The sequence below is a fragment of the Streptomyces monomycini genome (genome assembly GCF_022271435.1).
Classification (GTDB): domain Bacteria; phylum Actinomycetota; class Actinomycetes; order Streptomycetales; family Streptomycetaceae; genus Streptomyces; species Streptomyces monomycini.
Map to the genome: position 1 here is coordinate 165,025 of NZ_JAFIQY010000012.1, position 14,779 is coordinate 179,803.

Annotated in this window: 6 protein-coding genes; 1 reads left to right on the top strand and 5 read right to left on the bottom strand. The window is 68.5% G+C overall.

Features of this window, described 5'->3' with window-relative positions; genetic code table 11:
- Positions 1 to 372: 372 nt before the first annotated feature.
- The 4 genes from JXZ78_RS16835 to JXZ78_RS16850 are packed head-to-tail and all read right to left on the bottom strand — an operon-like array spanning position 373 to position 11,048.
- The gene (locus JXZ78_RS16835) at positions 373 to 1,677 is read right to left on the bottom strand and encodes a hypothetical protein (RefSeq protein WP_030022651.1); all 1,305 of its coding nucleotides are present in this window, start codon (positions 1,675 to 1,677) and stop codon (positions 373 to 375) included.
- Complete coding sequence (locus JXZ78_RS16840; protein ID WP_157851678.1) at positions 1,674 to 4,979, bottom strand: hypothetical protein; 3,306 nt, start codon at positions 4,977 to 4,979, stop codon at positions 1,674 to 1,676. Before JXZ78_RS16840 ends, JXZ78_RS16835 begins: the two co-directional genes overlap by 4 nt.
- Positions 4,980 to 5,007: 28 nt before the next feature.
- On the bottom strand, positions 5,008 to 6,981 hold the full coding sequence (locus JXZ78_RS16845) for a hypothetical protein (protein WP_157851679.1): 1,974 nt from the start codon (positions 6,979 to 6,981) through the stop codon (positions 5,008 to 5,010).
- The gene (locus JXZ78_RS16850; protein WP_157851680.1) at positions 6,978 to 11,048 is read right to left on the bottom strand and encodes a DUF6603 domain-containing protein; all 4,071 of its coding nucleotides are present in this window, start codon (positions 11,046 to 11,048) and stop codon (positions 6,978 to 6,980) included. The genes JXZ78_RS16845 and JXZ78_RS16850 overlap by 4 nt, the downstream gene beginning before the upstream one ends.
- Positions 11,049 to 11,725: 677 nt before the next feature.
- On the opposite strand from JXZ78_RS16850, the gene JXZ78_RS16855 reads away from it, so the two are divergent.
- Entirely contained in the window at positions 11,726 to 12,943 is a 1,218-nt protein-coding gene (locus JXZ78_RS16855) for a GDSL-type esterase/lipase family protein (RefSeq protein ID WP_050502798.1), read from the top strand.
- Between the two features lie 203 nt (positions 12,944 to 13,146).
- Here JXZ78_RS16855 and JXZ78_RS16860 read toward each other — a convergent pair whose 3' ends face one another.
- Positions 13,147 to 14,652 carry an endonuclease/exonuclease/phosphatase family protein gene (locus JXZ78_RS16860; protein WP_050502799.1) on the bottom strand — a complete coding sequence of 502 codons (1,506 nt, stop codon included), beginning with the start codon at positions 14,650 to 14,652 and terminating at the stop codon, positions 13,147 to 13,149.
- Positions 14,653 to 14,779 lie beyond the last annotated feature (127 nt).

The following is a 14,779-nucleotide window of genomic DNA, read 5'->3' on the forward strand; positions in this document are numbered from 1 at the left end:
CCCGCTTGCCGACCTTCACGCGTCGGTAAGCGGGCGCAGCCTGGCAGTCGTTCCGGATCGATGACCCGCTGCACCTGATGCGCGTGTTCGCCATCGCCTTTCACCCGCAATGCGTTACATCACGCGGCCCACCCGCCAACGCACTGCGAAGCTGCTCCGATAGACCGCACGGACCAGGACGGTCCCCCCGCCCGCGATCGCCCGCAAGATCAGTCCTGCCTCTTGGCAACCTCCGCATCACACCGGATTCGGCTGTGCTGCGAAAGCAGCGCTCCGGGGCCAGGACCACGGCCCGCCCCTTCGCACCTTTCGACGTGTCGTTGACGCGGTAAGCGGCGCCCGGACACAGCCGTCGCCAGACGCCCCGCCGGCTTAGCGGAAACTGAATCGGCAGTGTCCCGGCCCGTCGTTCAGATACACGTTGCGGTCGTCCAGTGCGTTCACATAGCGCCCGTACTGAGAGTCGACGATTTGGTAGTTCACGCCGCGGCAGGCTACGTCCTTTCCGTCGACCTTGAGCCCCTGCACGCCGGATGTCGTGAATTTCTCCTTCTTGTCATACAGGACAGTGATGTCGCTCTCGGCGGTCAGGTATCCGTTAACGGTGAGAGATTCGTCCACTTGGAGGCCCCCGCCGATGTGCGCGCCGTTCGTACCGGATGTCGTGATCTTTTGCTGACTTCCGTAGGAGACGCTGATGTCTCCCTTGGCGGTCAGGAGTTTGGTGACGGTGAAGGCCCCCTTTACCTCGACGTCTTCGGCCGCCGTGACACTGTTGGTGTCCACCTTCCCTGTTGCCAGTTTGCCCCAGGGGTAGATGCCCTGAATCTTTTCTCCGAGTTTGATGTTGACCTGGTCCTTCGTCAGCTGAATCCAGCTGGCCTTGTCTGCGCTCTGCACCCAGGGGGTGTACAGACCTTGGCTGAAGTCGGGTTTTTCGATGTGGACGGTGGTGGTGAGATAGGCGATGTTCTGGCCGCCGAGGGTGGCAACGAGCGTGTAGGTGGTGTCCCGGCGCGAGAAGTGTTCTTTTCTTTGGGGCTTCCAGGCGCGAGCTGTCGTCTTATCCATGGGGATTCTCGTGCCGTCGGCGAGCAGGATGGTGTATTCGGCGTCCGGGCCTTCCCAGTTGAGGACGACGTCTTTCCCGTCGGCGACGATGGCTTTTTCGGGTCGGAAGTTGCGGGGGATGTTGGCGGGCTTGGGGGGCGGGATTTTTGAGGCGTCGAGCTTGAGGACCCCCGCAGCGCCGTACCGGAGGTCTTTCACGGCTTTCGTGTCTCCGCCTGCGGCTGTTTCTACGACAGTGAGAACGGATAGCCCTGCCGTCTTGTTGATCAGTACGTTGTCCAGGGTGAGGACCAGGGAGTCGCCGCGGTACAGCTCTCCCCTGCTCTTCCCCGGGGTGGCCAGGAACACGTTCCTGCTCGGTTGTTTGCGCTCGAATTTGTTGTCGGCGGAGGCGCTGGGGCTGATGCGGCCGGGATCGGTGGTCAGATCCTTGGATTCCGTGCCCTCCGGCACGATGATTTCGATGGTCTCCCAGGTGGCGGTCGTTTTGTGATGGTTGAAGACGATGAGGTGGACGGTGCCGATGCTCTCGCCGTTGTCGGTGGTGGTGCGCAGTGGGTCGGGGTAGGTGACGGTGTGGTAGCTGAGCAGGGTGTTCTGGCTCATTTTTGGGCCTCCTGGGGTGTTTGGCAGTGCAGGTAGCCGGTGAGCAGGTGCAGGGCGTCGTCGGGCAGGCGGGCGGTGGTGTCGGCCCGGGTGAGGTCCTGGTAGGTCCAGTCGCAGGTGCTGGTGCGGGTCTGGGCCCAGGCCCACGTATCGGTGGTGGCGGCTGGCAGCGGCATGACCAGGCGTTTTTCGCGCTGGCCAGCCAACAGGGGGCCGATCCGGTAGGAGATGCGCAGGCGGGATAGGGGGCCGCGGGACAGGCGGTCGGGCAGGCGCAGATCGGCCACGGGCAGGATGCCGGTGGCGGCGTGGAGGGGAGCGTGCGGGTCCATCAGCACCGTCAGGTGGTGGGCTTTCTCGGACTGGCCGGGAGGTTCGGGGGTGCAGTGGATGTAGTTGCCGGGGGTGTTGCGGTCGGCCGGGTGCAGGGAGCCGATGGCGGGCAGGCTGTTTTGCTCGTAGGCGTGGAAGCCGATCAGGCCGTCGGTCAGCCGCTGGCTGTTGCCCAGGCGCACGGGCCAGGTGTGGGTCAGGAACGGGCTGGGCGGCGCGGTGCCTTGTTTGATCTCGTTGTAGAGGTGTTGCCAGCTGGGGTCGGTCAGCGGTGGGCCGTCGAGTTCGATGCCCAGCCGCACGCGGACCAGGGCCAGGGGGCGGCCGGTCAGACTCGCGTGGTGCTGGGCGCCTTCGGGGTGGTGGGGGGTGATGGTGGGCAGGATCCGCTCGATGGCCTCGTACAGGGTGGTGAAGGCCGGGCCTGTGCAGGAGTCGGTGACCAGGGCCTTGAGGTGGCGCAGCCGCGGGTCCTGGAGGTCGTTGAGGTGTGGGTGTGCGAAGCCGGGCAGGGGCAGAGCGGCGGCCTTGTCGCGCTGTCCGGCCAGGGGCACGAGGCTGACCAGGGGCCGGCCGTCGGGGTCGAAGAACAGCAGGGAGCTGTCGACGTAGTTGGGCCATACCCACCCGCACAGGGGTGAGCGCTGCTCGCTGCTGACCGTGTCGTCGGTGGCGCTGACGAAGTCGAAGCGGGTGCGGGCGCTTTGGGTCAGGCGCGGGCGCAGTTCCACGGTGCGGTGGTAGGGGCCGATGACCTGGTCGCGTTGGTCGCCGCGCAGGTCGGGCGGCAGCAGCAGCCGCGACATTCCCTTGTTGTCGTCGGTGATGATGTCCAGGGTGCGTCCGAAGACATCTACGACGACCAGACGGCTGAAGGCCATGAGGCCGGCGCGCAGGTCGTGGTAGGCGGACGGCGGCCACTCGTGCCCGGTGGTGGTGGCGCCGGGCAGACAGCGGTGCTCGGGAGCGCGGTCGATGGCTTGGTCGACGTCCGGGTGGTGCAGGCGTCCGGTGGGGGGCCGGCGTTGGGCAAGCTGGTCGGTCAGGCCGGCCAGGGTCTGGGAGAGCGGGTTGATCTTCTTGATGGCGGCGGCCAGCCGGTCGAGCTCCTTGGGGGCGGGCTCGCGCAGGTCGGGGTGCGTGGCGCGGTAGCGGTCCACGTTGGCCAGCAGGGTACGCGACAGGTGCGGGCCGAGGACTTGCCGCCCCCGCACGGTGATGACCCGTTCGGGCTGCGCGCCGTTTTGGCTCCAGCGGTAGTCGGTGCCGTCGAAGTTCCAGTTGGCTTTGTCGGCGCGGGTGAGCGGTTCCTTGCGGGTCATGGGTACCGGGGTGTACTGGACCTCCCATTCGACGAACAGCGGCTGCCAGGGCTGTGCCTTCCAGCCCGCGGTGCCCTGCAGGTCGTTGGCCAGTTTCTGCAGTTCGGCCAGCGGCCGTCGCACCTCGTCGGGCAGGTTGGCCAGGAAGCCGTACGTGCCGTTGTCGGGTGGGGGCAGTTCGTCGGGCCAGCGGCAGCGCAGGGCTGTGCCGGTCAGGTCGGTGGCGGGGTGGGCGCCGAGCAGGACGATGACGGGGTCGGCGCTGCGGTGATACGCGCTGCGGGGGGCCGCGACGACCCGGCCCCGCAGGGCCGGGTGCAGCCGGGGGTCGTCGGGGGTGTGCGGGTCGGGCAGCGCGAAGAGCCGATCGGCCAGCCACTGGCGGAAGTCGTTGGTGTCCGTGGCGAGGGCATCGCGTTTGGCGGCGACCTCCTTCGGCTCCAGGTCCCGGGGAAGGTCGGTAAGAGGGAGGTCGGCGAGGTGGGAGAGGTAGAGGAGCCTGTGCTGCCGGGCCCGCAACTGACCGGCCATGTTCTCGTAGCGCGACTGCTGGGAGTTCAACGTGCTTAGCTTGTCAGCGTCGTGCGGGTGGTTTTTTGCGGGGGCGCCGCGTTCGGTCAGTGTCCACCAGGAGCCGCTGGGGCGGGCGGCGAAGGACGCCTGATGGACGTACTGGGCGAAGCGGAATTCACTGTCGGCATCGCCGGCCAGGGCATCGAGGGTGCCGTGATGCAAAGCGGTGAGCGTGTTCTTGTCCAGAAAGTCGCGGGAGAAGTCGGGCGGTTCTGTGACACCGAGTTCCTTGAGGGTTTTTGGGTGGCACAGGGTCTCGGCGAAGGCGTCGACGCCGCTGGTGCCGACCGCGACGCGGATGTCGTCGCTCTCGGGCCGGCCGCTGACAGGGAGCTTGTCGTCCCAGGGCACGCGCAGGACGGTGCCGGTACAGAAAGTGCGCCGTTCGCCGCCGGGCAGGGCGCGCCCCAGACTCCAGCCGAAGCGGCGGAAGTCCTGCGCGCTCCAGGCGGCGGGGACGTCGGCTTCGGTGTACCAACCAGTGACCAGATAGCTGTGCTTCGCGCCGAACTCCTTCTCGCGTGCGGTGAGCGGGTCGTGCAGGGAGAAGACGCCGTGGTGGTATGGCTGGAAGGCGGCGAAGGTGGGCAGCCCGCTGATCTGGGCGGTCAGGAAGGGCTCCTGGCGGCTGGGCTCGCTCCACGGCTTGGCCATCAGGTCCTGGATGCGCCCCAGCCGGGTGGTGGTGATGCCCTTGCCGTCGGGGGCGTCGGGGATCGCGCTGGCGCCGTCCGCGCCGAGGTAGTCGCTGTGGACCAGCCAGGCGCCGGTCAGGGATCCGGCGCCCTGTTTGGGAGTGGTGTGGCGCACCGCCAGCCAGCGGTTGGGCACCAGGGGAAAACTGTGCCCGCCGCCCCCTCGGTCGGACTGGGCCCGGCACAGGGCGGCGGGCAACTGCCAGCGCAGATGGATGCCCGGCGCCAGTTCATCGTCCGGCGGCAGCGGCGGGAGGGGGACGAGGGGTTCGGGCTCGATGGGGGCGTTGTCGGCCACCTTCGTGAAGTCGGGCTGCCAGCGGTGAAAGCCCTCGGCTTCGAGCACCTGCTGGTTGAGGACCAGTGCCTGGACGTCCATGGGCACATACAAGGCGGTGGGCGGCATGTCAGCGGGCCTTTGTGAAGGTCAGGGTGCGGGGGGCGGCGATGAACTGCAGGGCGAACGCTGCCGGCGAGATGTCACTGCCCAGCTTGGTATTGAACTGTCCGCGCTGGCCGACGACGTGCAGCACCCGGTAGTGATCGGGGCCTCGCAGGGCAAGGGGAACCCATTCGTCTTTGATCTTGCCGGTGGTGCTTCCGCTGATCTCCCGCAGACGGATCTTGCCGGTGTCCTCGGTGCCGAAGTGCCAGCCGTGGTGGGGTTCGGCGAGCGTGACGGCGGTGGGGACGGCGTCGAACAAGCACACCAGGGTGTCGGGGGCGGGCCGGTGACAGGCAGCCGGCACGCTGGTCCTGTCGTGCACGGCGGTGATTTCCAGTGCGGGCCAGCGGATGACGAGCTCGGAGCGGATGAGCATGGCCGCGGCCGGGGTCGGCAGTGTGCTCTTGATCTCGGTGAGCAGTTTGTCGCGGGCCATGAGGGCGTCTTTGTCGCTCAGGGCGACGCTCAACGCGCCCGAAGTGGCCGCGTCCAGCCAGTCGGCGTCCAGGTAGGCGAAGCGGACGGATTCGCGGGGCAGCAGGCGCTGGTCGGGCACCAGGTAGGCGAACGGGACGCTGCGCAGCTGGCGCAGGGTGGCGAGCCAGGCGGTGACGCGGGCGGTGTCGGCCGGGTCGGGGGTGGCGGCGTGCACGGGCCGCGTCACGGGGGCTTTGATATGGGAGGGGCGAAGATGGCGGGGGTGGCGGCGCTGCAGGGCGCGGGCGTAGGCGGTGGTGAAGTCGGCGTCGCACAGGGCCAGCAGGCGTCCGAGGCTGAAGGCGGTGGCGTAGCTGGCATCGAAGCTGGCCACCGTCTGGTCGTAGATCAAAAGGCGGGAGGGGTCCGGGCGGCCTGCGGCCAGCAGGAATTGGCCGTGCGTCCGGGGCAGGGGCTGGGGCTTGGCGGCCGCCAGCGGGCCGCGGTGGAAGGCGAAGCTGCGCTCGCCGGTCCAGGTGTGCAGCGCCAGGGCATAGCAGCCGGTTCTCAGCCGGTCGGTGACCGCCTTGCCCACCGTGCCGGTGCCGTCGCTGATGTTGGGCAGGGTCAGAGCGGCAAAGGGCGGCTGTCGGCTCTCGGCGGCCAGGCCGCCGGCGACGGCAGAGAACGCCTTCGCCTTGGGGGCGTCCTTGGTGGAGGTGAAGGACCAGGAGTGCAGCGACAGCAGCCGCACCTCGTCCGCGGAAGATTTGCCGATCAGTTCCTGGGAGACGAGGTGGGCGACGTAGCGCTGGGTCTTGGCTTCGTAGGGGAAACGGTTGGTGACGATGACGGCGTAGCCGTCCTTGCCCGGCGGGCCGGGCCGTTGCCCGGGGGTGTCGACCGTGCCCTCGCGGACGTGGGCCAGGTAGCGTAGTTCGGCCACGGCTGGGGCCACCGCCTTGTACAGAGCCTGGGGCACGCGCACCGTGGCGCACAGGCTGTCGCGGTCTTCCGGCCCGACCCGCTCGGACTGGCTCTGCGCCGGCGGGACCTGGTCCAGGAATCGGCCGACGGTCATGGTTTCCACCAAGCCGTGGGCCTGCGGGTCGCCGGGCAGCTCATTCTCGGTGAACAGCAGCAGCGCCAGCCACGGCGCCCGGTCCTGCTTCGGGTCCTGTTTCGGCAGGACCCGCTCCCAGGGCAGAGCCGTGCGGGTCAGGCTGAGGTGCGCCAGCGTGGTGTGGAAGGCGCCGGCGGTGCCCGGCGGGGGGTATTGCGCGTGGACGAAGGACGGGTCCAGGGCAAAGCGCGGGGCCCGCACCTCGAAGAACTGCTCGGCCTTCGGCAGGGGTTGCCTGCCGCCCAGCGCCGTGTGCTCGGCGGTGTGCTCGGCCGTCAGGCGGTAGTGCCCGGCCGGCACGGCAGGGATCAGGTCTCCGTGGAAGGTCAGGGAGCCTGCCGGGGCGGCGGTGGCCGGTGAGGTGGGGGGCGCTGAGGTATCAGCGGGGGTGCTCATGGGGCGGTCCCGGTCAGCAGAGGCGGGTGGGTCAGGTAGTGGTTCAGGTTCCGGCTCAGCCGCTTAAGGTCTTCATCGTCTTGTCCGGTGACCGGCAGGCCGTAGGGGGCCAGGGCTTCGCGGACCGTGCGCCGGGACCCGGCCCCGCCGGCGAGCTGGGCCGAGACCTTGCCGTAGGCGTCGGTGTCGGTCCGGGCGACAGGGCCCTGCGGGCTTGAGGCCGGTGCGAGGGGACATCTGCCGCCCGGCTGGACGGGGTCGGCTTCGAACTGCTTGCGGGCGGCGGCCAGGTTGCCGCCGGTCCGTTGGACAGGGGCTGAGGTGATCTTCCAGCCGGTGGTGGCGGCTACCAGCGCCTGCTGCGGCTCGGGCACGGGCGGCAGGGCCTGTGCGCTCCACAGGGCAGCCGGGGCTTTGGCGCAGGCCGCCTGCGCGGTCCAGGTGGCCTGCTTCGTCTTCGGGGGCAGTGTCCAGTGCGGGCAGGCCGGATCTGTCCAGTGCCGGCATGGCGAGTTGAGCGGGGCGTCGAGGGTGCGCAGGGTGACGGTGTGGGTGGAGGTGATGTTGTTGCAGTCGGGCAGGGGCCGGATGTCCACCCGGGAGCCGGTGGCGGACTGCGGGTCGCGGTCGGTGGCGGTGAACGTCAGGGCGGTGGCGGGCATCACGCTGCGGGTGATGAAGCACACGTCGTGGTTGGCGACCACCAGGGGTTTGCCTGGTTCCGGGGCGGCCAGCGGCAGCACTCCCTTGGCCGGGGTGATGCTCAGCCAGGGGTGGTGCTGGGCTTCGAACTCTTTCCAGCTCAGTGCCGGTTTGCCGGGACGCAGCTGGCCGAAGGGTACATCGAAGGAAAACTTCCACACGTCGATGTGGACGTTGCCGCCGGTCGGCGGGCCCCACAGATCGAGCGAGAACTGCACCTCGCCGCTCATCTCCCCGCCGTGCCAGAACAGCAGACTGGAGATGACGCGGTACCAGGCCCGCACGGTAAAGTCCGCCTCGAAGTGAAAAGGGCTCCACTCGATGAGCACATCGGCCTGCACAGTGAAGCCCGCCGAGAGGCTGCCGAGCGATCCGGAGGTCTGGTAGGCGGCGCGCAGGTGCCCGCCGGCCATCACCGCCCCCGGCGTCAGCGCCAGGTAGCTGCCGCCGTCCACCGCAAGTTCCCCGCCCGGATTCCAGGAAAAGCCCACCTCGGCCGGGCGCGGGTAATGGGCGGGGGGCTTGAAGGCGGGGTGGTAGCCGCCGAGGGTGTAGACGAAGTCGCCGGGGTGGGCGCTGGCGCCGAACCAGTTGTCGAAGGCGAACCCGCCGTGCAGCACACAGTCGGCGCTCAACAGGTAGGACTGGGGGGTCAGCCGGCCCGCGATGCTCAGCTGGTCCTTGGAGTGCTGGTAGACCGCGCGGATATCGAGCTGGGCCTGGGCGAAGGGTTTGAGGCCGCCAGGGTCGGAGGCCAGCGGGAAGGCGGCGGTGCACCGGCCCAGCAGCGCGATGACCAGGTCGGGACCGAATTCGGCGATGAGCAGGGCGCTGCAGGAGGCGTAGCGGAAGGAGGCGAAGTCGATGCCCAGTGCCGCCCACATGGCCCCCGGCACGGGCGTCATCCGCTCGCGCAGCTCGGCCAGGATCTCGCCGGGGTCCTGGTTGCTGTGGATGCCGGCCAGCAGCGGGAAGCTGCCCAGATCCTCCAGAGCGGGGATGGTCAGGGTGTTGTTGATGCCCAGGCCGCCGCACAGGCCCTCCAGCACGAACGGGGGCGGGCCGCCCAGCTCGCCGCCGACGCGGGCGAAGACGAACACCGAGGTGTACTCCCTCGGCGGCACATGGTGCTGGTAGCCGCCGAGGGCGGCCAGGGCCAGCTTGGGCGTGGTCAGCGCCAGCATTCCGGCCAGGTCCACGTCGAAGTTGGGGTCGGTGCCGGAGCGGTTGACGACGGCTCCGGCGATGGAGACGGCGGGGTTGCGGTAGGCCAGGCTCAGGCCCTGCAGCCCGGCGGTGACGCTCTCGTCGGCCATCGCGATCTTGATGGCCAGGCCCTGCACGCCGAAGGTGAGCCCGGCCAGCGTCAGGGATGCGTCGAACAGGATCTGCAGGTGTTTGCTGCCCAGGCCCAGCCCGACGCGTTCGATCCGCAGGGGCCCCAGGGACTTGCCCACGTTCAGCCAGGTCACCGCATCGGCCGGTGCCGCTGCTGGTGACGCGGGCAGCGACGCTCCGGCCGCGCAGTCGGGGAAACCGGCCCGGTCTTCGGCGTCGGCCGTACGTACGCTGCCCGGGCCCGCGGACAGCTTGTGGGTTTCGCCCAGGACCTTCACGGTGGCCGTCACAGCGGTACCGCGCTGCAGGTTGCCGAACGGGTCGCCGTTGATGTTCTCCAGGGCCTCGTTGAGGGCCTTGAGGTCGCCGTTGCCCAACTGGGCGGATTCGAAGGTCAAGCCGGTGACGCAGACGTCCTCGGACGGCGGCAGGTGCCCCTTGAGCAGCGGCAGGTCCGACAACCGGGCCGGCATCGAAGACGGGATGGTGGCGCTGGTCTGCACGGCGTGCCGCCGCTCGGTGACGGTGGCGCCCAAGCGGCCGAACGCGATGCGCACCCTATCGGTCTTGACGTACAGGACCAAGACATGCTTGGTGCGATCGTAGTACAGGGCGAAGGAGTGCAGAGCCGGCAGCATCGCCGAGGGCAGCGCGGGCACCTGGATCCCGCACGCCGACAGCAGGTCTCCGGCGGGTACGCCCTGCGCGGTCGGGGCTTGCCAGCTGGCCAGGACGCTGCCCTGTTTAATCTTCGCTTGCAGGTCCAGCTGGTGCAGGCCGGCTGTCAGCCGCAGCTGGTGCGTGGAGGACCAGGTCGTCTTCTTGGTGAAGGTGCCCCGGTAGTCCACCAGGGCCCCCTCCAGGGGGAAGCGGAGCTGCACGGTCAGCTGCACCGTGCCGCCCTGTTTCCAGATGACGCCCAGCTCCACCAGCTCCAGGCCTTTGACGCTGTCGGGAACCGGCACGTTGCGCTTGGCGAGCCACTCGGCCACCGGAGCGAAGGCGAGGTCGTGGGCGCTGGCCGCAACGCTCCAGCTTCCGCCGGTGTAGGCGGCGCAGGCGCTGAGCGTCGCGGCCGTGCCGAGCTTCAGTGTTCCCGCGAGCGTCGCCTCGGGAGCGCCAGCGCCTTTCCCGGACAGGGCCAGACGCACATCGATGAGCTCGATGTGGTCGGTGGCGTCGATGGCCCAGGACCGGTCCAGGGCAGCGGTGAAGATGTAGGCCTTGTCCCCCAAGGTCGCTTGCAGGCCGATCTCGGCCAGAGCGGCGTCTTTGAGGGGTGTGTTCTCCAGGATGTCCTTGGTCTGCTGCGGCTGGTTCACCGGCCCTTTGAGGGCGGCGAGCAGCAGTCCCTCGGTGTCGACCTGCGCCGTCAGGGCCAGGCCGTAGATGGAGCAGGTGGCCTCCAGCACCAGCCGCATACCGGTGCCGACGTCGTAGACGAAGGTGCCCGCGATGCTGTGCAGCGTGATCCCGGGTAGGCACTGCCACTGGGCGCCGGTCAGTCCTACCTTGGCCGATGCCTGCAAGAGCGCGCCGCGGGAGGGGGCCACCGTTGCGCTCAGGCCCTGCAGCACCCATCCCGTAGGCTTCGTCGTCAGATCACGCAGCAGTTCTCCGAGCGCCTGCTCCCGCAGCGGTGGGTACTCATTTTTCAGGTGGTCCAACTGCTGCAGTGGCCTGCCCGCATCGAACAGGACACGGAACTCGGCAGTATTCTTCGTGGCCCCGTTCTGCAGGATCATCTGCGCCGTTTTGCCCAGCACAGAAAACTCCAGCGAGGCGGAGGCGTGCGGAATGACTGTGCCTTTGCTGTCGGGCTCGGCCAGCAGCAAGAAGGACAGGCTGCCGCGGTCGCCCGAGACCTTGTCCTTCAGGAAAGCGAAGTCGATGTCAGGGAAGCTGAGCAGCTTCCACCCCTTCGGGGCACACCGCAGGTTCAGGCCCGCCACGACATCGTTACGTAGGAAGAAGCTGAAGGTGCCGTCAGCCGGGTAGCTGTTTTTGAGGATCACTTGCCCGCGCACGCCGTAACGTGCCTCATCGGTGCAACTGGCGTCGTTGGCCTGCACGCCTCGTTCCAGATAAGGGGAAAAGGCTTTCTCGATGTCTGAAAGTCCCAGTTCGCCCCAGTAGACGGCGAATGAAGTTTTGCCCGTCAGCTTTTGCCGCCGGGCTACGAGCTCTTTCCTGGTCAGCGCCACAGTTCATCTCACCTCCTGAAGCCGCCGGGCGGCACGGGTCGACACAGCCACCCCGGGCGGGCGAGCGGCTGAGAACGCAGAGCGGTGCCGCACCGCCGCCAGATCGCCAAGATGGCGGGGCGGCGGCCGCGCACCCCGAGACGCGGGCGGGCCGGCGAGTCCCGCGGCCGGGGTAAAGCAGCCAGCGTCCTTCTCGGCGCCCGCACCGCTACCCGATCGACATATGCCTACGACATATGCCTCTCCGGGAAACCGGCGAGGCGGCTTTGTTGGCCTGCACGGGTTGACTTTTGCTCCTCATGGCCCTGGCGCAGCCGGTGTGCCTTTGGCCGCCGGTACCGTCGGTCTGCGCCACCGGCCGGACCCTGCTCGGCCCTTCCTTTTCACCCTCAAGAATCGGGAGCGTCATGCGCCCAGCCCGCCCTTGCTCCCGTCCGGCCTCGGGCCGTCGCACCGGATGCCTGCTCGTCCTGGCCGCCCTGACCGCCACAGCGGCGCCTGTGCTCGCGGCCTCCAGGGCCGGCTCGGCCCCAGTCGCCGTCAACCGTGAAAAGGCCATTATTTCCCTGGGGGACAGCTTCATCTCCGGCGAGGCCGGCCGCTGGCAGGGCAACGTCGACAAGAAGTACGAAGAGACCAAAGATATTTTCGGCACTGATCGCGCCGCCTACGCATGTGACGCCGAGGGCAAGAACTGCAAGAAGGACCCTGAGCGGGTCTACGGAGGCTCCTACAAAAACCCTTCTGCCAAAAAGGGCGACGCAGACGAGTTCGCGGGCTGCCATCGGTCGGACGTCGCCGAAATCCGCAGTGCCCGGTGGCCGTCTGCGGACGGCCGTGCGACGGCACTCAACATCGCCTGCTCGGGCGCCCTCGCGTGGCACATCACCAAGGTGTACACCCGAAGAGAGAAGGCCCAGAAAGACCAATTGATCGACAAGCGGGCAAAATATAGCATCAAGATGATTCACGTTTCCATCGGGGGAAACGATTTGCAGTTCTCGGACGTGATCAAAGACTGTGCGGCCAGGTTCCTCACCCCGACGAGAACGCCCTGCAAGGGGAAATGGGAAAAGCCCATCGCGGAAGCGCTCAGCACGCATCCTGAAAAGGGGTACATGCGTCCGCGGGTCAGCGAAGCGCTCCAGGCCATTATCAACGCCATGGGCAAGGAGGGGCTGAACAAGTCTTACAGAATTGTCCTGCAGTCATACCCGGCGCCGATCCCCGACCCCCAAGACTTCCGCTATCCGCAGGGGCAACGCCTGACGTCCGCACGGTGGTCCCCCGGCGGCTGCCCCTTCTTCGACGTGGAAGCCGCCTGGGCGCGTCAAGGCGTCGTCCACGGCCTCTCTCAGATGCTGGAGGAGGTCGCCAACCAAAACCAGGTGGACTTTCTGGACCTGCAAAACGCCTTTGAGCACCACACGCTGTGCCGCAACGACACGAAGCAGGCCGAGCGAGGCAACACTTTGGCGAAGCCGCTGCCCGGCGCGCAGGCCGAGTGGATCCGCTTCGTCACCCAGACCATCACCAAGACGATGCAGGGACAGTTGGAAGAGTCCGTGCACCCCAATGCGTACGGCCAACAAGCACTCGGCACCTGCCTCACCAAATTCTACGAGGCGAAAAGGCGAAACCCGTCCCAGCAGCGTTATGCCTGCACGGACCGGCCCGGCGGGGGAGTTAAAGATATGACACTCGTCCCCAAACCGTGATTCCGGCAACCCGGCAAGAACCATCCGTCGATTGCCGAGTCCCGCGTGGCCACCGGCCCGACGCCCGCTGACGCTCGCTACCGGCCCGGGCCGGAGCGTACGGGCACAGCCTCCTCGGCGAGCCCCGGCGGCCCGTTGCAGCCCGCCCTCGGCGCGGAGGCCGCAACAGGCCGCCGACGAGCCGTATACAACCGGGAAGGCGCTCAGTGCTGAACACGGTAGGTCGTGATCACGCTGGCGTGGTCGGAGGGCCAGGCGTTGTACCACCACAGCGGGGCCGGCCAGGAGCGGGAGGGCTTCCACTGAGGGTGGTCTTCGGCGGGTGCCGGCTGCCCGGCGACATGGGTCACCGAGTCGGCGACCTGGAGCCGGTCGCCCTTGTGGAAGATGAAGTCGACCCGGTCCTGCGGCTCCACGCGCGCGGGCTTGAGGTAGGTCTGATCCCAGGGCTGGGCCGGTGACCAGGTCAGGCCCGGATGGGCGCGCGGGTCGGGGTGGGCGGTGCGGTAGGAGTCGTGCAGGCCGGCCTTCTCAAGCAGCAGGGTGGCGGGCCAGTTGGCGGGCTGGGAGGTGACCTCGGAGGTCCAGTCGCGGTGGGAGGGGCAGTTGAAGTCGCCCAGCACGATCACCGGAGACCGGTGCGCCGTATCGAGCTGTGGCGCGATCTTGGCGAGGATCTCGTCGCGCATCTCGTCGGCCCGCCGGGACTGCTTCTCCTCCTCCTGTACAGCGAGGGTGAACTGCCGCGCGCCTTCGGGCGCCTGGTAGGGCCCGTAGTGGTGGTAGTCCAGGTGCACGCAGCACACGTGCACGAGCAGGTCACCCGCCGTGACGGCGGCGCGCAGGTACTCCGCGCCGTGGCCGCTTCGGTCCGCATCGATGGGGTAGCGGCTCATGATGCCGACGTCCTTGCCGCAGGGATGCTCCTGGTAGTACCAGCCCAGGCGCGTGGCCAGCTCCTTGACGGTGCCGTACTGCTGACGGACCTCCTGCATCGCGACGATGTCGAGGTTCTGCTCAGCCACCATGCGCAGCACCTTGGACTTGGCGCCCCAGACCTTGGCGGCGTCGTACCACAGGTTCCAGGTGGCCACGCGCAACTCGTCGACGAGCGGCCCCTGCTCCGGGCGCACTGGCACCCGCACCGTCACGGTGGTGCGCTCCCCGCCCTCAGGCACGCAGGCGGCCACGGTGATCAACCCGTAGCGGCCCGCCAGGCTCTCGGGAACCGTGCCGGCGACGATGCCGTCGCCGGTGACCTCCAGCCAGCAATCCCCGCGCACCTTGGCGAAGGAGACCTTCTGGCCGAACGCCTCCAGCAGGCCACCCAGCGCCACCCGGCACTCCTGCCCGGCCTGCACGTTCGCGGCGGTCAGCGCGTCCACCAGGAAGTACGGGGCACGGGTCAGGCGCAGGGCCAGCGGGCCCGCCAGTACGGTGCGGCCGGCGCCCTCGTAGAGATAGAGCTGGTAGTCGCCCGGCCCCACGCCGCCGCGGGCGTCGAAGGAGGAGCCCGAGAAGGTGGCCACGCCGGCGCTGCCCGGCGCGTAGGCGAAGGCACAGTGCTCGTTCTGGTCCTTGCGGTGCAGACCGATCCAGTTGTTCGGCTTGCTCTCCCGGCTCTGGTAGAAGACCGGAATGTCGGCGCCGGGCCGCAGGGGCTCAGTGGTGAACAACGACAGCCGGTTGTCCTGCTGATCCTCTGGCATGACACTCCCATGCTCGCATCTCGGGCCGCCCGCAGGCCCCGGCCGTGCGCACAGCCCCTCAGGCCACGGTGCGCCCGGCAGCCGGGCGCGGCCAGGCACAGACGGCCGTACGAGCGCGAGCCGGTGA